Annotated in this window: 10 protein-coding genes; 9 read left to right on the top strand and 1 reads right to left on the bottom strand. The window is 41.4% G+C overall.

Translation table 11 applies throughout. From position 1 onward, the window contains the following. Positions 1–14 precede the first annotated feature (14 nt). From J4N24_RS00720 to J4N24_RS00705, 4 genes are all read left to right on the top strand, one after another. On the top strand, positions 15–2,744 hold the full coding sequence (locus J4N24_RS00720; protein WP_207531723.1) for a DUF5695 domain-containing protein: 2,730 nt from the start codon (positions 15–17) through the stop codon (positions 2,742–2,744). 146 nt (positions 2,745–2,890) lie between these two features. Next, entirely contained in the window at positions 2,891–4,864 is a 1,974-nt protein-coding gene (locus J4N24_RS00715; protein WP_207531722.1) for a glycoside hydrolase family 97 protein, read from the top strand. Positions 4,865–4,886: 22 nt separating this feature from the next. Next, positions 4,887–5,804, top strand: coding sequence for a glycoside hydrolase (locus J4N24_RS00710; RefSeq protein ID WP_207531721.1), 918 nt, complete (start codon positions 4,887–4,889; stop codon positions 5,802–5,804). An 85-nt stretch (positions 5,805–5,889) separates the two neighbouring features. Further along, positions 5,890–6,339 (top strand): hypothetical protein, encoded by a 450-nt coding sequence (locus J4N24_RS00705; protein WP_207531720.1) that lies wholly within the window; start codon positions 5,890–5,892, stop codon positions 6,337–6,339. Between the two features lie 76 nt (positions 6,340–6,415). On the opposite strand, the gene J4N24_RS00700 is transcribed toward J4N24_RS00705, so the two are convergent. Then, positions 6,416–9,481 (bottom strand): beta-L-arabinofuranosidase domain-containing protein, encoded by a 3,066-nt coding sequence (locus tag J4N24_RS00700; protein ID WP_207531719.1) that lies wholly within the window; start codon positions 9,479–9,481, stop codon positions 6,416–6,418. A 353-nt stretch (positions 9,482–9,834) separates the two neighbouring features. On the opposite strand from J4N24_RS00700, the gene pckA reads away from it, so the two are divergent. From pckA to J4N24_RS00675, 5 genes are all read left to right on the top strand, one after another. Continuing rightward, on the top strand, positions 9,835–11,433 hold the full coding sequence (gene pckA, locus J4N24_RS00695) for a phosphoenolpyruvate carboxykinase (ATP) (RefSeq protein WP_207531718.1): 1,599 nt from the start codon (positions 9,835–9,837) through the stop codon (positions 11,431–11,433). Positions 11,434–11,596: 163 nt separating this feature from the next. After that, the gene (locus J4N24_RS00690) at positions 11,597–12,199 is read left to right on the top strand and encodes an RNA polymerase sigma-70 factor (RefSeq protein WP_207531717.1); all 603 of its coding nucleotides are present in this window, start codon (positions 11,597–11,599) and stop codon (positions 12,197–12,199) included. A 67-nt stretch (positions 12,200–12,266) separates the two neighbouring features. Next, positions 12,267–13,247: a FecR family protein gene (locus tag J4N24_RS00685; protein WP_207531716.1), complete on the top strand. Its 981-nt coding sequence runs from the start codon at positions 12,267–12,269 to the stop codon at positions 13,245–13,247. Between the two features lie 150 nt (positions 13,248–13,397). Further along, positions 13,398–16,703, top strand: coding sequence for a SusC/RagA family TonB-linked outer membrane protein (locus tag J4N24_RS00680; protein ID WP_207531715.1), 3,306 nt, complete (start codon positions 13,398–13,400; stop codon positions 16,701–16,703). A gap of 101 nt (positions 16,704–16,804) precedes the next feature. Then, positions 16,805–18,436, top strand: a complete 1,632-nt coding sequence (locus J4N24_RS00675; protein ID WP_207531714.1) for a RagB/SusD family nutrient uptake outer membrane protein — start codon at positions 16,805–16,807, stop codon at positions 18,434–18,436. The last annotated feature ends 79 nt before the right edge of the window (positions 18,437–18,515 follow it).

The following is an 18,515-nucleotide window of genomic DNA, read 5'->3' as shown; positions in this document are numbered from 1 at the left end:
ACACTTAGATCAATATGAATAGAGGATATTTTCAAAAACTCCTTTTTATACTGGCAATTCTTCTGCCGGCGAAGCAGGCTGAGGCCCAATCGCCATGGGAAGCTTTAGGCAAGCGCCCCTCTAATCTCCATGTAGAAAATGGTACTATAGACGTGGCTACTGAAGATTTTACGCTTAAGCTTCTGCGTTCGTCGCAGACCTTGTCGGCTTTAAGTTCAAAATTAGAGCCTGGCTTTGATTTCACACCAGGCGAGCGGTTAAATCTGAGAAGCAAAGATGGCCTATACCATTTGGGAGATCTGAACCTAAGATTAAGAGCAGGTGCTGATGCTGTATGGAAACTGTATTCTACAGCAGCTAAACGAATGGATGTAGCGAGTTTGACTGTAGGGGGAAAGGTATTAGCTGCTGCAAATCTTGCTGCAACGCTTCCTGCAGATATCCCTTTGCGGGTGATTCGCTATTGGGAAAAAGATGGTAAAGATCTGGTGCTCCGGTTTGAAATAAAGAACACTTCAAACTCTCCTGTCGAGATAGGTGCTCTTGGTATTCCGATGATATTTAACAATATTTTACATGAAAAGACATTGGAACAAACCCATGCAAGCAACGTTTTTTACGATCCTTATATCGGAAGGGACGCGGGTTACCTTCAGGTTTGCCGGCTAAAGGGGAATGGGCCGGTGTTGCTTGTTCTACCCGCTAAAAATGCGTCGTTTGAAGCATACAACCCTCTTCTGGATGATCCTACGCCCCGTGGAATTACGTTTGAGGGATTTCATGAATGGATGATACATAGCAAAGCTTATGCGGAGAACGAATGGAAAAATGCCCAACCCTGGAATCAGCCAACATCAACGACCCTGGCTGCCGGAGAAAGTAAGAATTATGCACTTAAATTTACCATAGCGGAATCTGTAAAAAAGATAGAAGCAAAGTTACTGGAAGAAAAGCGTCCGGTAGCTGTGGGTATCCCAGGTTATGTTATATCACAGAATATTCCCGCTAAGTTATTCCTTAACTATAGCTCTAAAGTGCTTAAAACAGAAGTGTTCCCTGAAGGATCATTGGCAGTTGCACCAGTATCCAAAGGAAGGAATGGCTGGAGATCTTACCAGGTAACTGGTAAGGTTTGGGGACGATCAAGGCTTTCTGTAACCTACGCGAACGGACTTACTCAAACGGTTCATTACAAGGTTATTCAGCCGGAAGAGAAAGTTCTTTCAAACTTCGGGAAGTTTCTTACAAGCGAGCAGTGGTATAAAAAAGATTCAGATCCGTTCAAACGAAGCGAATCAGTGATAAGCTATGATTACGAAACTAAAAAGCAGGTAACGGAGGATAACCGTGTTTGGATTGCAGGACTGAGTGATGAAGGTGGAGCTGGCGGATGGTTGGCTGCTATTATGAAACAATTGGTCCAGCCGGAGAAGGCTGAGGTTGAAAAGCTGCAACGCTTTGTTAATCATACACTTTGGGGTAATTTGCAGGTCGCAGATGGAGATCAAAAATATGGGGTGAAAAAAAGCTTGTTCTATTACGAGCCTGATAAAATGCCTGCCGGTACTTATAGCAAGGATATTAACTATAAAGTTTGGTCGGCCTGGCCGCAAAAAGAGGCTTTCAATTTAGGGCGTTCCTATAATTATCCTCATGTTGCTGCCGCTCATTGGGTTTTTTACAGACTTGCCCGTTTTCATAAAGCTCTTGTAACCGAGCATTCCTGGGACCTGCATTTAAAAAATGCCTTTCACACATCAATTGCAATGGTTGAATTAGCACCGCATTATGCTCAGTTCGGGCAGATGGAAGGGAGCGTTTTCTTATACATCTTGAAGGATCTGAAGGCAGAAGGATACAATGATCTCGCAGAGAAGCTCGAAACCGAAATGAAGAAAAGGGCTGATCTCTGGAAATCTTTAAGTTATCCATTTGGCAGTGAAATGCCATGGGACTCAACAGGACAGGAGGAGGTATATATGTGGTCAGATTATTTTGGCTATAATGATAAGTCGAAAGTAACGCTGGATGCGATACTTGCTTATATGCCTACCGTACCTCATTGGGGATACAATGGCAGTGCCAGAAGATATTGGGATTTCCTTTACGGAGGGAAGTTGTCGAGAGTAGAGCGACAGTTGCACCATTACGGATCCGGATTAAACGCTATTCCGGTACTGCAGGAATACAGAAAGAATCCGGAGGACCTTTATTTATTGCGTGTGGGATATGGCGGCTTGATGGGTGCAGTATCAAACATCACCGAAGACGGGTTTGGCTCCGCTGCTTTTCATTCATTTCCATCAACGCTAAAGATCGATGCCCTTTCAGGAGACTACGGTTCAAATTTTTACGGTTATGCTGTGAATACCTCCTCTTATATCCTAAATGACAAACAATTGGGCTGGCTGGCATTCGGTGGATTGCTAGAGAAATCTGGCAAATGGATCAATACAAAGATTACCACTGCAGCAAAGTCGAAAGTGTTTATTGCTCCTGCGGGCTTATGGCTTACATTGGATGCAGGCAAAGTTGAACAGATAAGTTACAATATTAATTCAGGAGAAGTTCTTTTAAGCTTAGCAGAAGATGATGGGTCGACTCCCTCAGCATACCTTCAGATGGAACAAATGAATAAGGCTTATAAGTATAGCATTGCTGGAAACTATCCGACTGAAAGAGGGCGGATCGTAGTACCCTTAGGTGAAGGAAAAACTTCAGTAAGCCTGAGGAAAGAAAACTGATAGAACGAGTAGAATGGCTGATATAAAGTTAAGATTGGGTAACAGCCTGCTAATATCTTAACCTCCATATCGGGGATGGTTTGGTAATTTAGGTTTTGTCTACGCAGGTTTAAATGGGCCTCTTTTAAAACTTCAATATTGATTCAATGAAATTTAGAATTTTTATATTTCTACTCGCTTCTCTCCTTTGTGTCTCCCTAGGCTACTCTAAAACCTACGATCTTTTGTCGCCAGACAAAAAGATTAAAATACAGGTACTTGCAGATAAAGATCTTAAATGGTCAGTAAGCCGGCAGCAAGAAATTTTACTTGATCCTGGTACGATCGCGTTATATTTTAGTAATGGCAGGTCGGCTGGCACTTCACCGGCGATTGATAAAGTCGAGAGGACAACGGTTAGCTCTACAATTACATCCATTGTTCCCATTAGGAGTAAACAAATTCCAGAGCATTATAACGAACTGAAGCTGGTTTTAAAAGGCGGCTTTGCCGTAGTTTTCCGGGCTTATAATGATGGCGTAGCTTACCGCTTCGAGTCAGCTTTGTCAGATGCGAAAGTGCAGGTTGTAAAAGAGATTGCTGACTTCAACTTCAACGAAAACTGTGAGGTTTACCTTCCACAGGAGAAGGATCCGGAAATGCAATCGCACTATGAAGGGAACTTCAAAAGACAGAAATTTAACGAGATAAGCGATGGGCAATACGGCTTTCTCCCGCTCCATATTTCTACGGGAAAAGGAACTAAAATGGTGGTAACAGAGTCTGATCTTTATGACTACCCTAACATGTTCTTGTTTGGAAGTGGAGGCAACTCACTTAAAGCGAACTTTCCTAAAGTAATTCTGGAAAATAAACTGAAGCCGAAATCCGACAGGTCTGAGATTATTGTAAGAAAAGCAGATTATATCGCAGAAACAAAGGGTGCCAGAACTTTCCCCTGGAGAACAATTATAATCAGCCCTGACGATCGGCAGCTGCTGGAGAACGAGCTGGTTTACAAGTTGTCCAGTCCTAATGTAATAGCCGATCCCAGTTGGATTAAGCCTGGAAAAGTAGCCTGGGACTGGTGGAATGCTAATAATATTTATGGCGTTGACTTCAAATCGGGAATTAATACAGATACCTACAAGTACTATATTGATTTTGCCTCGGAATATGGATTAGAGTATATCATTCTGGATGAGGGCTGGTCTTTGACAACAACTAATCTGTTGGCTACTACTCCTGACCTTAACATTGAAGAACTGATAAGATACGGCAAGAGCAAAAATGTAGGAGTGATTCTTTGGGCCTTATGGCAACCCCTGGACAAGGATATGGACCGGATCCTGGATCGATTTGTAAAGTGGGGCGCAGCAGGCATAAAGGTTGACTTTATGGCACGTGCAGACCAGTACATGGTGAATTATTATGAACGCGTTGCCGCAGCTGCTGCTAAGAGAAAATTATTGGTTGATCTGCACGGCGCTTATAAGCCCGTGGGATTGAACCGGAAATATCCTAACGTGGTGAATTATGAAGGTGTTCGCGGACTTGAAAACAACAAGTGGGAGGAAACGATCACACCCGAACATAACGTTACGCTTCCTTTTACCCGAATGGTTGCAGGGCCGATGGACTACACGCCCGGAGCAATGATTAACGCCACTAAAAAGAATTTTCATATCACATTTACCGAACCGATGAGTATGGGTACCAGAGCCCATCAGGCTGCCATGTACGTAATCTATGATAGTCCATTGCAGATGTTGGCTGATAACCCTTCCAACTACAGGAAGGAGCCGGATTTCACCCGTTTCATTGCTCAAATGCCTACCACCTGGGATAAAACCATAGGGCTTGCAGGCGAGGCTGGTAAATATGTAGTTACTGCAAGAAAGAACGGATCGAAATGGTATATCGGGGCAATGACTAACTGGGATGAAAGGGAAATAAAGGTTGACCTGTCATTTCTGGAACCTGGTAAATATAAAATGCAAATCCTTCAGGACGGTGTAAATGCAGATAAGCATGCCGCCGACTATAAAATTTTGAAGGATCAAGATCTTACTTCAAAGTCAATTACAGCAAAATTGGCTTCAGGGGGAGGATGGGTAGCTGTGATCACACCTGAAAAATAATACATACATTAATCTATTTTCAATGATTATAAAAGGCGCTTTAAAATTTGCTTGTTGTTGCTCTATAGCGGCTGCTCTGTTCGCATCAGAGAATGCTTCAGCCCAACCGCAGTACTACCCAATGAAAGGTACTCCCTTGGTTAATAAGTATGAAAATGTTGTAATAAGCAGGCCTCCGGCTTCTTTAAATTTCGATGCATTTTATAAAAAGTATATCGATGCTTGTGGGATTCCGGTTGTATCCTCTGAAAAAGTTTCTGATGCCGCTTTACTAATGGCAAGAGACATCATCAATTATATGCTGGCGAAGCGCCCTGATGTTAGAACTCAGATGATGAAAGATAAGGCGATGCTTTCGATAATGGCATATACGGAAATGCAAACTGACCTGCCGGAATACAGAGATTGGAAAAAGCCGGCGAAGGATGATATCCGTCTGATCCCATCAGAGCGCGAAAACTATGATAAACCAGGTGGGATTGCGAGTATGACAGATAAGGAGTACTGGAACAAAAGAGCTCGGGGAATGGGAGGGATTCAGACTTCCTGCGCCGAAGAAAACTTATTGGGATTTCCTGGTACCAAGTATTTCGGAGAGAACATCATGATACATGAATGGAGCCATAATATTATGGAAGCTTTGAGGACCTGTGATCCTGAGCTTATATCAAGGGTGGAAAAGGCCTATGAGAATGCAAAGAAAAAGGATATGTATAAGAACCAGTATGCCATTAACACCATTGACGAATATTGGGCTGAGGGGACGCAATGGTGGTTCTGGTCTAACTTCGAATTCAATGATGGAAAAACACGACTTCAGGGACCGGATGATTTAAAAGCGTATGACCCGGTTTTATATGAGATCTTGAGTGAAGTTTATATTGGTCATCATATTCCAGCAGATATCTATTACGGGAAAAATATAAAGAAGAACTTCTGAGATTGCAATAATTTTTATTGCCTCAGGTTTGTTTTGTTTAATAGCTACTCTTCACAGGGTAGCTGTTTTTTATTAATAGAGGTTGTTGAAATTATTACTGGAACTTGTCCTTATGATCGTTAAAGACCATCACAGCCAAATTATATCTTATGAGGTCTATCCCTCTTTTTTAGCTAAAAAGCACAGCATTGGGTCTCATTCGTTAACTTCAGTAATAGACAGTGAAAAAGTAAGCTATAATTCGGGAAAGCTAATTATTATGTTAGGAGTACAGTATAGGGATGAGCAGACGAAAGAATTGCTGTTTAAGTACGAAGCGCGTGAGGAAGTGAACTTCTTTTTAGAAGATGAGAATAAGGATAAACTTGACTTCGGGAACCTGTATGTTCAGATTTGTAATAAAACTTTTGATTTTATAGCCAATGGGCCGGTTAAAGATTTTGCCAGATGTGAGATAGAAGAAGGATCAGTAGATGAACAAGCTGATTCTATTATAAGGAACCTTAAGTTTAATGGGTTTTATAAACAGGAATAGGCTGTTCTCTCCTGGCTTTTAGAAATCATCTGTCTACTAAACATAAGAGAACAGATGATTTCAATTCTTTAAACTTCTACTTCAACGTAACGTCCAGATAAACTGAATGACGACCGTAGGTATTATAAAAGGGTTTGAACACTACACCATCAAGAGTGAATTCTAATTTTTTAGGGTCACCCTTAATTGATCTTCCAATGTCTTCGGCATCCAAAGTTACTTTGCGCCATTCTTTTCTGGCTTCGGGTTCCTGTGCGGCAAGCAGTACCGGGCCATAGAATAAACTTGCTATGTTCTGCTGATCCATAACGGGATCCAGATGAAATTGGAAAGGCATCTTCAACTCTATTTTATCCCCATCTTTCCACTGACGTTTGATCTTTAAGTAAGTTCCCGGAGTTGAACTGATCTTCTCTTCTTTCCCGTTGATCTTCACAAAGAATCCTTTTGTAGCCCAGGAAGGGACACGCACATTAATATCAAACTTTCCACTACCTCTGACAGTCAGACTGGTATGATCCTCATTTGGAAAGTTAGTGGCTTGCTCCACGCTTACCTTACGTTCTGTCCAGTTTAATACTGATGGGACGTACAGATTCACGTAAAGGGACTTATTATCTTTATCTTTAAAGTAGATAGAATTTTGAAGCTTCGTGCTGCTTTCTATTGCTGTACCGTTACAGCAAGTAAAACCGCTCATATCATCGTTACCAAACTGCTTTACTGATCCAGGTCTCAAGGGTACGTGATAAGTATTTGCAGGACTATCTTCTGCAACGGAAGCCAGAATATGGTTATACAGACCGCGTTCGTAGTAATCCATATACTCGGCCCGTTGATCAAAGAAAAATAATTGACTGGTCAGTTTCAGCATGTTGTAAGTAGCACAGGTTTCGTTCTGCCCACCGGCAGAAAAACCGTTTTGGTACAGCGTTGAGGGCTGACTGATAAAACACTCTGCATTTGCAGGATTACGTGCACCTGCAACTCCTCCTATACTGTACATATATTCGTTTACCGCCTTATACCAGAAATTTTCGGCGATCTTGTAATACTCTGGATTTTTTGACGCCTGGTAAGTCTCGATACTTCCAACTATTTGAGGGATATGTTGATTAGCGTGTAAGCCCCGGAAAATATCGACATTTTTGGCCAGCCCGTGAGAATGAGCAGTATCGCCAAAGAACACCTTTATATTATCAAACAGCTGAGCTGTTTTCAAGTATTTCTGCTCGCCGGTGATCCTGTATAAATGTGCCATCGATTCGTTCATTCCTCCAAACTCTCCGGCTATGTAAGTGTTCCACATTTTTATCAATGTATCTGTAGGAACATTGCTAAGTCGGGCATTCACCCAATTACCCATACCGTTCGCTATTGCCAGGGCCTTTTTATTCCCACTGACTTCATAAACATCGATCAGGCCGGCGAGTATCTTATGCAAAGTGTAATAAGGTGCCCAAATCTGGTTCTTTTGCCCCCCATATTTTGCTCCTTTCTCGAGCATGATAAATTGGTCGGGAGGGTAGGCGCTAATAAAACCGGCACCCCAGTTCCAATAATCTCTCCGGATCCCTTCATCGCTGAGATCGGAATCATAAGTTGTTTTTCCTGGACCATAAGGAACTGCTCTTGGATCCGAAACTTCTGATCCTCCTGCTTCTTTTGCTTTTCCTGATAGCTGGGATAGCTCGTAAAGGGAATTTACCATGTACTCCATCTTCTTTGCGAAATTGGCTTGCAGCGCTTTATCGTATCCCGTACCGGCATAAGCTTGGGCAATGGCCGTCAGATAATGGCCGGTAGCGTGTCCCCTTAATTTCGTGTCCTCACTGTCCCAAACTCCGAGAGGTTTTGCTCCTTCAGGTTGTTTCTGACCGAAGGCATGGCGGAACATATATAAGAAAGAATTGGGATCGGTTTGAGCTAATGTTTTTATAAACTTATCGCGGTTCTCTATGAACTTCGTTTGATGTCCGTTAATGTTTGATTTGAGGGAAACCTGATCAAGATTAAATGCCTCCAATCTGAGCTTAGGTTTAATAACTTTGTCCGTGTTCTTAACCGTAACAAGTGCCTTAGGCTCAAAAGCAGTTCCGGGAACCCGGCCTGTAATAGTATATTGGCCAGACTTGATCACAGATGTGTTATCGACAGGCGCAGGCCATATCACCCGAATTTTAGGGCCCTTCAATCCATTCTTATAAGTTCCCTCTACAACAGCTGGAAGTCGTGGTAAATTGCCCGCCTCAGTTTCAACTTGTACGTCTGAAACACCAGCTAAATAAGCCGTATAAAGCTGAGGAGTGTTGGTTGAAAAACGTTGAAGATCATCCACCTGCTCAGGCTTTGTGTTTACAGAACTCTGATTAATGCCTTTTTGAGCATTGTTGTAGATCCCTGCAATCTGCCTGCTGTCTAGAGCTACCCGGTAGAGACGGAAATCATGGATCATAGCATTTAGATAAGGGTCCTCTGCTTGCAGTGATTTTCCTATATAAAGCAGTTTTTCTCCTGTTTTCGCTCCGAAAACATCGGTTAGCTCCCGAGGAGTGTCCTTTGACATTCCGGCTGGCTTTCCGTCTACATAGGTCGTTATCGATTTTGAAGGAATATCTACGACTATGGCCAGGTGGACCCACTTATTCAATTCTATAGCAGGAGATACTGCTCCGTTTTTACTGTCTTTTTCAGTTGTAATTAGTGCCAGAAGGCCTTGTTGCTTCTTTGTCCCTACAGGCGCAGTAAAAAAGTGCCTGTTGGCATCCCTGCCGAAATCAAAAAAGCGCTGACCAGGTTCTTTCGAGCGCAGGAATATCCATCCAGAAATACTAAGTGATTCCAGATCTGTTAAAGCTTCTCCAGGTATTTTAACATGGGAGGTGCTTTCTCCGGATAGGGACAGAACCTTTCCAAAGCGGTCATCCGTTACAAACCTTACGCTGGGACCCAGAGTTTTAGCATGGAGTGTATTGCGGGACCAGTCTTTGGTATCTCCGTTAAAAACATACCGGGCTATCATTTCGGTTTCACCAATCCCATCTAATATCTGATCTCCATTTTGTGCTAAAGCGCTTTTGCAAACACAGGCAAAAATACCTGCTGTTAGCATGCCGCGGAAAAGCATACTATATTTTCTCATATGTGTGTTCATTAAAGCCTTCGCTTAAATTATTGATATTTTTATTATTATCTAAGAGAGCTTAACTATTAAGGAGGTTATATGCTAACTCATGCAGCATTGTAAAACTAAAGACATTCCTTGTAGTGATCTATGTTAATTTTAGCTAATAATTGCTTGATTTTAACAGGAATTAGACCTCTTCAAAAAATCTTCCATCCTTCTTTTGTTAGCTGCCCTTCAATATCCATTGTTCCCATTTCACTGATTAATATCTGTTAAGAAATGGATAATAAGCGGAAATGATAAGCGAATTCAAGCCCCTAGTTTTGAACCCGTAAAACGAGGTTCTCAAATCCAAAAACATAGGAAAAATGATTAACTATACATTTAACAAAGCTGACTTCAGGTCAGCCGGGCGGATTATTTCATCTAATGTTTTTTATCAGTTAAGCCCCGAGGCACTAGTTAAAGAAACACTTGGTAGAGGACTTGGAGTATTAAATGATGCGGGCGCTTTAATTGTTAAAACCGGTAAGTTCACCGGTCGTTCTCCTAAAGACAAGTATATAGTGAGTGACCACTATACTAAAGAAACTGTTTCCTGGAACGACTTCAACAATCCGGTAAGCGAGAGTACTTTCAATAACCTATATGAGCGTGTGCTTCAGCACATAGAAGGTAAGGATACATGGGTTAGAGATGCAAGCGTTTGTGCCGAAAGTCTATATCGTTTGAAATTGAGGGTGATTACGGATACACCCTGGGCAAATCTCTTTGCCTATAATATGTTCTTGAGACTCTCCTTAGACGAGCTGCAAGCTTTTGGACCTGATTGGCTTATTTATCATATAGAATCGTTTAGGGCTATTCCTGGACAGGATGGAGTACGGTCAGAAAACTTTTCGATCATCAATTTTTCAAAAAAAATCATCTTAATTGGTGGTACTGGCTATACCGGAGAAATCAAAAAGGGAATGTTTAGTGTTTTGAATATGATCCTACCTCTGGAGAAGAAGGTATTGAGCATGCACTGCAGTGCTAATATAGGTATAAAGGGAGATACTGCTCTCTTCTTCGGACTTAGCGGAACGGGCAAAACTACTTTAAGTGCAGATGTGGATCGTTACTTAATTGGAGATGATGAGCATGGCTGGTCAGATAATGGGATTTTTAATTTCGAAGGTGGCTGTTATGCTAAATGTCAGGGATTACACAAGGAAAAGGAGCCACAGATATTTAATGCTATCCGACCCGGGGCCTTACTTGAAAATGTAGTTTTTGTTGAAGGCTCCAACGAGATCGATTTTAATGATACTACAATTACAGAAAATACCCGTGTAAGCTATCCTATACATTTTATTGAAAACGCTGTTTCTCCCTCCGTAGGAAAGGTACCTCAGAACATCTTCTTCTTAACCTGTGATGCTTATGGGATTTTACCTCCGGTATCAAAGTTAAACACCGAACAGGCGATCTATCATTTTCTTAGTGGTTATACTTCGAAAATTGCAGGAACCGAGCTAGGTATTACTGAGCCTGTCCCTACATTCAGCACGTGTTTTGGAGCACCCTTTCTTCCACTCGATCCTATTGAATATGCTAAGTTATTAGAAACTAAAATAAAAGAGAATAATGTTAATGTATGGTTGATTAATACTGGTTGGACGCGAGGACCATACGGCATTGGGGAGAGGATTGGCTTGAAATATACCAGGGCAATTATAAGGGCGGTTCTGCACGATAAATTGGATGTTATTGAGTATAGTGAGCACTCCGTTTTTGGAGTTGCTATTCCCACAAGTTGTCCTGGTGTGCCATCCTCTATTCTTGATCCCGGATCTACCTGGAAAGACAGAGCTGAATATGAGGAAAAAGCGAGGGTATTAGCTGATAAGTTTATGAATAACTTTAAAAAATTTGATGCTTCTGTTTGTTCTCATTTTGTAAAAGGCGGGCCATTCATCTCTTAATATAGCGAGATGTAAGTGAACTATATTGAATTTCAGGGATATTCAGAAAATTCCTTTTCCGGAAAAATAAATGTAATTTAGACAATTGCAAGAAGAATGTTACCTTAGGGTTTCAAACTAATAACCAATTAAAGCTGGCAGTTCGTGCTACTTAAAAACATTTATGGCTTCAAAGGATTTAAAATATTTGGAAGACAATTCGCTTTTTGAGTTGCTAAAGCTAAATAGCAAACAAGCCTTTGATGAGCTTTATAACCGGTATTGGGAAAAGCTCTTCTTGTACCTGGTACGGGTTATAAAAGACGAGGAGGAAACCAAAGACATTATTCAGGAGGTATTTATTTCGGTATGGAACAGAAGGTTCGAGCTGGAAAACATCGAATCTATAAATGCCTACCTTTTTTCATCGGTGCGTTTTAAAGGGCTCAACTTCCTTCAGAGAGAAAGTAAAAAGAGTTTTATAATAGACGCGCTGTTAATCCAGTCAGCACAGGAGGATAATTCTCTTGACTCTCTGCAATCTGTAAAAGACATCAATAGTTTGCTCGATAGCACTATTGAAAACCTTCCTTCCAAAATGCAGCAGGTTTTTATTCTGAGCCGTAAGGAACAACTGTCCTATAAGGAAATAGCCGAGCGATTGAGCATTTCTGATAAAACCGTAAAAAAGCAGATCAGTAATGCCCTGAAGATATTCCGTCTTAGCCTTCAACGGGAAAAATTAATTAGCATATTCCTGCTTATAAACCTGCTATTCAAGTCCTGATAATTTTTTTTAAAAAAAATCTACTACCATCGCCCCCCCTTAATGTACTTACTTATACTAACCGATTATGGACAAGGATAGACTTATCTCTTTATTAGACCGGCACGCAAAAGGAACATCTACTCCTGAGGAGGAGCATGAACTCCATATATGGTTTGAAAAGACTTCGGAGAGGGGAGAGTGGGTATGGTCGGATGAAGAAAAAACGAAAATAAGTTCTGAGCTTAAGTCAAAAATTGATTCAGGAATCGAAGTAAATAATCGTCAAACTAATTCTGGCTGGGGCTTCCTTAAAGTTGCAGCAACCTTAGTGTTAATATCTGCAATCGCATTTCTGTTCTGGAAAAGGGGATCTTTCAAAACTGTATCTGCTACCCAATATGCAGTGTCGGCTGCAGAATCTGGAAAAAGAGTAAGCCTTAAGCTTAGCGATGGTACTACCATTATTCTGAATGCTGAAAGCCGTTTAAAGTATCCTCTGAAGTTTAATGATAGTATTCGCAAGGTGGAGCTCCTGGAAGGGGAGGCTTATTTCGATGTTGCTCATGACGAGACAAAACCTTTTATCGTTATCAGCGATAAAACCCGTACCCAGGTACTTGGAACAGCTTTCAACATCCGGGCTTACCGTTCATTTACAGATATAAAAATCACTGTTACCCGCGGAAAGGTAGGGGTTTGCAAGACAGATAAAAATGAGAGGCCGGTTAGTGGGGCAGAGCTCCTGTTACCAAATGAACAATTGCAGATCAACCGAAATACAGGAGATCAGAAGAAGGTTTATACGGATGGTAATGAAATTCTCGGATGGACCCAGGGAAAACTGATCTTCAATAATGAACGCTTAACGGATGTAAGCACACTACTGGAGAATACTTACGGAGTGCAGTTTAAATTTGCAAATGAATCTATTGGAAGGATACGGTTCAGCGGGTTTTTTAACTCCAGTGACAGCTTTAGGGAAATCCTCTTTTCTATAGCAAAAGCTAATAACCTGAAATACACTCAAACAGGAAATACCATCACATTTAAAACTAACATCAATTAAACTTAAAAAAGAAAGCTATGACGTGAGTATGTACACAAAAAAACCGGCATGAGCTGGTCAAACCGGTTTCAGACAGCTTCCTAACGCCAATTAATAGGCTGTCTGCTCTTTAGTAATAAACGCATTTATTAACCAAACATCATCAAAGGTATGAAAAATTATACCATAAGGACGAACTATGCCCTTAAGCAAACCATGAGAATTAGTTGTCAAATTTTCTTCGTGCTGGCTTTAAGTACACAGCTTTTATTAGCCAGTACCTCCGAGGGACAGGTTGCATCCGAAGTGAAAATTGATTTGCAGGCCGAGAACAAAGGCTTGAAAAACATCCTGAATACTATTCAGAAAAAAAGCGGCTTAAGATTTATTTATAATGATAAGCTGATAGACACCTACCGGAACATCAGCATTTCTGAAAAGAATAAGGCGGTAGATTATATTTTGAAGGAAGTCCTAAAAAATACCGAACTGGATTACCTTGAACAGAATAAGAAAATAATCATTATTACAAGGTCTGCACCCCAGAAAAACAAAGAAGTTTCAAAAGCGGAGTTACTTGATATTCCGGTGAAAGGAGTGGTGAAAAGTGAAAAGGGGGAAACTCTTATCGGGGTTGCTGTTAAAATTAAGGGGGGCACAAGAGGAGCTACTACTGATACTCGCGGCGGCTTTAGTCTTTCAGTACCTACAGAGAATACAGTACTTGTGTTTACCTATCTGGGTTATGAGGCACTGGAAGTTCCACTGAATGGCAGGACAAATGTCGAAGTTGTTATGCGCGAGTCAACCAACAATCTTAATGAGGTTGTAGTGATCGGTTACGGTTCGCAAAAGCGGGCAAATGTTACTGCTTCTGTTGCAACAGTAAAAGCTGAGAATTTTGTTAAAGGACCTGTGCAGGATGTTGGCCAATTGATACAGGGTAAAGTGGCTGGTTTAACAGTGTCAAATCCTAATGGAGATCCAACTGGCAGCTCCCAGATTCTCCTGAGAGGTAATACTACTCTATTTGGTGCCAATGGAGATCCTCTTGTTATTATAGATGGGGTACCCGGCAGTCTTAAAACTGTAGCGCCTGAAGATATTGAATCCATAGATGTATTAAAAGATGGTTCAGCAGCAGCGATATATGGGGTAAGAGGAACTAATGGAGTAATACTTATTACAACAAAGCGTGCAAGCGGAAACTTTAGCAATGCTGTTGAGTATAGCGGTTCTGCAAGTACTCAGACCATTGCAAAGCACCCTGAAATGCTTACAGCTCAAGACTATCGGGCACAGATAGCAGCAGGAACCCGTGATGCCAACCAGGAGTACGGTGCTTCAACTGATTGGCTAGACGAAATAACTCAAACGCCGGTAACACAGATCCATAATTTAACTTTCAGAGGAGGTAGTAATAAAACGAATTATCTGGCTTCTTTAAATTACAGGGCTTTGGAAGGTATTTTCCTTAAATCGGATAACAAAACTTTTACCGGAAGGGTGGATGTGAATCATTTCATGCTTAATGATAAATTGAAGGTAAATCTTACGCTTTTAAGCCAGAACAATAATTTTACTCAAACACAAAATGGTGGCTCATTTAATGGTTATACCTACCGGCAGGCACTTATCCGAAACCCGACAGAACCAGTTTACGGAACAGACGGTAAATGGCTGGAATTGCCCGGGAATTTTAACTACGAGAATCCTCTTGCCCGGATCTACGAAAGTGACGGACAAACGAAGGGTATAAATTCAAGGGTGAATGGAACCCTCGTCTATAATCCCGTTAAAGGACTGAGGTTGTCCTCCCTTTTCTCTTACAACCGCTTTAACTCCAATTCCGGTTATTCTGAAACCAAAGGTCATATTTCTAACATACGTGATAATATGAATGGATATGCAGCAGTTGGAAGTTCCTTGTCTATAGACCGCTTAATGGAGCTTACTGCCGAGTATTCAACGAAGATCAAGGATCACCAGCTAACCGTATTGGGCGGCTATGGTTACCAAGAGTCTGAATCGTACAACAATTTTATACAAAACTGGGATTTTACTCTGGATGACTTTGGGTATAATAACATTGCGTTAGGCCGGGCAATAAAGGACGGAAAAGGGGCAATAGGAAGTGGTAAAGGCGAGTCTAACCTTGTAAGTTTTTTTGGCCGGATGACGTATAGCTATAAAGATAAATATCTCCTGATGGCTAATGTGAGGCATGAAGGTGCTAGTCAGCTTTTTGGCGCAAACAAACCCTTCGGTACCTTTCCTGCCGTTTCCGTCGGATGGCGAATTACTAACGAAGGCTTTATGAAGAACCAGAAGATCTTCGATGACCTGAAGTTAAGAGCGGGTTACGGAGTAACAGGGAATCCACCTGCAGGCGGTTTTCTTAGTCAGGCACTCCTTGGGTTTGGCTCTTTTGTCTATAGTGACGGGAAGTGGATCCAGGTATTGGAGCCTTCTACAAATCCGAATCCCTATATCAGATGGGAGGAGAAGCATGAATCCAATTATGGCATTGACTTTAGTATGTTCAAAGGAAGAATCTTCGGTAATTTCGACTACTACGAACGAAGGATAAAGGGCTTGCTTTACGACTACCAGGTTCCTAGTCCCCCTAACTTATATCCCTCCACGAGAGCCAATGTGGGCACTATGGAAAATAAGGGACTCGAAGCGATCATAAGTATGGTTCCTGTAAGGTCCAAAAAGATCAACTGGACAACCAGTTTCAACTTCTCAACGAATACAAACAAGTTAATAAGTTTATCTAACGACCTGTATAAAACTACTAACAACTATTTTACCACAGGTGGAACTGGAGAACCTATTCAAACGTTTACCAATATTGTTTTCATTGGGAAAGGTATCGGAGACTTCTATGGCTTCAAGGTGGTGGATATTGACGAGAATGGAAAATGGATCTATGAAGACAATAACGGTGACCGGGTGCCTTCCGCTAGCTTCGCTCGAACTTTCGAAAACAAAAAGGTGCTAGGCAATGGACTTCCAAAATATTATGCAGGTTGGAACAATAATTTTCAGTACAAAAACTTCGACCTGTCAGTAACCATGCGTGGTGCGTTCGATTATCAGATCCTGAACTTCGAAAGGATGTACCTTGAAAATCCTACGATTAAAAATTATAACCGCTTGAAGTCATCGGAGGAAATGGTTTTTGGGAAGAGCCTGTTAAATGAGCCCCTGGAATTTAACAGCTATTATATTGAAGATGGTGATTTTTGGAAGATCGATAATATCACATTTGGATATAGCTTTAATAAGCTGAAAACAAAGTATCTTAAAAGTGCAAGGGTTTTTGCCAGCTGCTTAAATACGTTTGTGTTTACAGGTTATTCCGGGATAGATCCTGAGGTTAACAGAAGTGGTCTTTCTCCTGGTAATGACGTACGTGACCGGTATCCGACGACACGCACTTTTACGGTCGGACTTAATTTGAACCTCTAATTCTGGTTTTAAAGAGTTTCATCCAAGCAATGATTTAATTTTCAGAGCGGTATTGCTATCGCTGGAATTATAACAAATTTCCCTTATAACCCGAATGTAATATGAAAACCAATTTTAAATACATAAAAGGCATCTTCTTATCCTCTATCTTACTAGGCAGCTTCTCCTGTACCAAGTTAAAGGATGAGCCATATACAACTATAATTTCCTCTCAGCTTACAGTTAATGATCAAAGTAGTGCAGCTCTTTTAGGGGCAGCCTATTCGAACTGGCGCTTCGTTTTACTGGATTGGGATGGATTATGGAGAGCGCAAGAACTGTCTGCAGATCAGGAAGTCATTCCTGGAAGACCCAACGGTTGGGTAGATGGAGGCGTTTATAAAAGGATCCATGATCATAAATGGACAGCAGACGAAGGAATTGTTGTCAATACCTGGGGCCGCACCTATGCCGGAATCACTAACTGCAACAGGCTGATCTACCAGATTGAAACAGGATTAATCCCACTGGGTGCTACGAAGGAAGCAACAATAGCAGAGTTAAAAGCATTAAGGGCATCCTATTACTATATCTTATGTGACATTTTTGGAAATGTCCCAATTGTAACTCAATTCGACTTGCCTGAAGGTTTTCTGCCTCAGCAGAGTACACGTAAACAGGTCTATGATTTTATTATCAAGGAATTAACAGAGGCCATTCCTTTGCTTAACGAGAAAAACGATGCTTCCACTTATGGCAAGTTTAACAAATGGACTGCTTATACCCTGCTCGCTAAAATGTACCTTAATGCCCAGGTATATTCAGGCACAGCTGAATGGGCTAAATGTATTGAAGCCTGTAATGCTGTTATTAATTCTAATGCAGGCTTCAGACTGGAAGCCGACCAGAAGAATGTATTTCTCACCAATAATGAGAATTCAAAGGAAATAATTTTCGCTTTGCCTCTGGATGAAAAATATACGAATAACTGGAATGCATTTGATCTTCACATGCAATCTCTTTCTCCCGAAAATCAGAAGACGTATAATTTGTTATCTGCTCCATGGGGGGGGATGGCTGCAATTCCTCAATTTATCAGCTCTTACGATCCTGACGATCAGCGTTTCAGGAAAAACTGGATCAAGGGGCAGCAATATGCCGCTGACGGAACTCCATTACTTGGTACTATGGGTGCTACGAAAGATAAGCCGCTTGTTTATCTTAATGAAATTCCAAGCATTGATTTTGGAGAATCTGTCCATGGATTACGCTTAGGGAAATTTGAGATAAAAATGGGTGCTACCGTTCAGTTAAGTAATGATTTTCCGCTATTTCGATATGCTGATGTATTAATGATGAAGGCAGAGGCGTTGTTGCGTACCGGGCAGGCTGATGCTGCTGCTCTTATTGTAACCGAAATTAGACGAAGGGCTTTTCCAGGCACTCCAGACAAGGCTGTTGTTACTGGCGCTCAGCTTCAGAACGGAAGCACATATAATTATGGTCGCAGAGATAAAGATGTTACTACCAACGAAGGTGGAGCAAATATTACCTATGGTAGGTTTCTGGATGAATTGGGTTGGGAGTTTGATCAGGAAGGCAGAAGAAGGCAGGATATGATCCGCTTTGGGGCATTCACTACCAAATCCTGGTTCTCTCATAATGCAGATAATAACCCAGACAAGAACCTCTTTCCAATTCCAAGACCGGAGATCGCAAAAAATCCAAATCTTACTCAAAATAAAGGCTATTAACTCGTACCAAGGGTTGATTTAATTGGTAGTCATCGGGCATTGCCCGATGGCTTTTTATGCCGCACACACATGAATGATA

Source organism: Desertivirga arenae (genome assembly GCF_017355785.1).
GTDB classification, from domain to species: domain Bacteria; phylum Bacteroidota; class Bacteroidia; order Sphingobacteriales; family Sphingobacteriaceae; genus Desertivirga; species Desertivirga arenae.
The sequence above is the reverse complement of the archived record's forward strand: the minus strand, read 5'-3'. Positions and strand labels throughout refer to the sequence as shown.

What these genes read in the sequence shown, in the direction of transcription:
- J4N24_RS00720 (WP_207531723.1), top strand. Translation starts at nt 15, where the DNA reads ATGAATAGAGGATATTTTCAAAAACTCCTTTTTATACTGGCAATTCTT.
- J4N24_RS00715 (WP_207531722.1), top strand. Translation starts at nt 2,891, where the DNA reads ATGAAATTTAGAATTTTTATATTTCTACTCGCTTCTCTCCTTTGTGTC.
- J4N24_RS00685 (WP_207531716.1), top strand. Translation starts at nt 12,267, where the DNA reads ATGGACAAGGATAGACTTATCTCTTTATTAGACCGGCACGCAAAAGGA.
- J4N24_RS00690 (WP_207531717.1), top strand. Translation starts at nt 11,597, where the DNA reads ATGGCTTCAAAGGATTTAAAATATTTGGAAGACAATTCGCTTTTTGAG.
- pckA (WP_207531718.1), top strand. Translation starts at nt 9,835, where the DNA reads ATGATTAACTATACATTTAACAAAGCTGACTTCAGGTCAGCCGGGCGG.
- J4N24_RS00675 (WP_207531714.1), top strand. Translation starts at nt 16,805, where the DNA reads ATGAAAACCAATTTTAAATACATAAAAGGCATCTTCTTATCCTCTATC.
- J4N24_RS00700 (WP_207531719.1), bottom strand. Translation starts at nt 9,481, where the DNA reads ATGAGAAAATATAGTATGCTTTTCCGCGGCATGCTAACAGCAGGTATT.
- J4N24_RS00710 (WP_207531721.1), top strand. Translation starts at nt 4,887, where the DNA reads ATGATTATAAAAGGCGCTTTAAAATTTGCTTGTTGTTGCTCTATAGCG.
- J4N24_RS00680 (WP_207531715.1), top strand. Translation starts at nt 13,398, where the DNA reads ATGAAAAATTATACCATAAGGACGAACTATGCCCTTAAGCAAACCATG.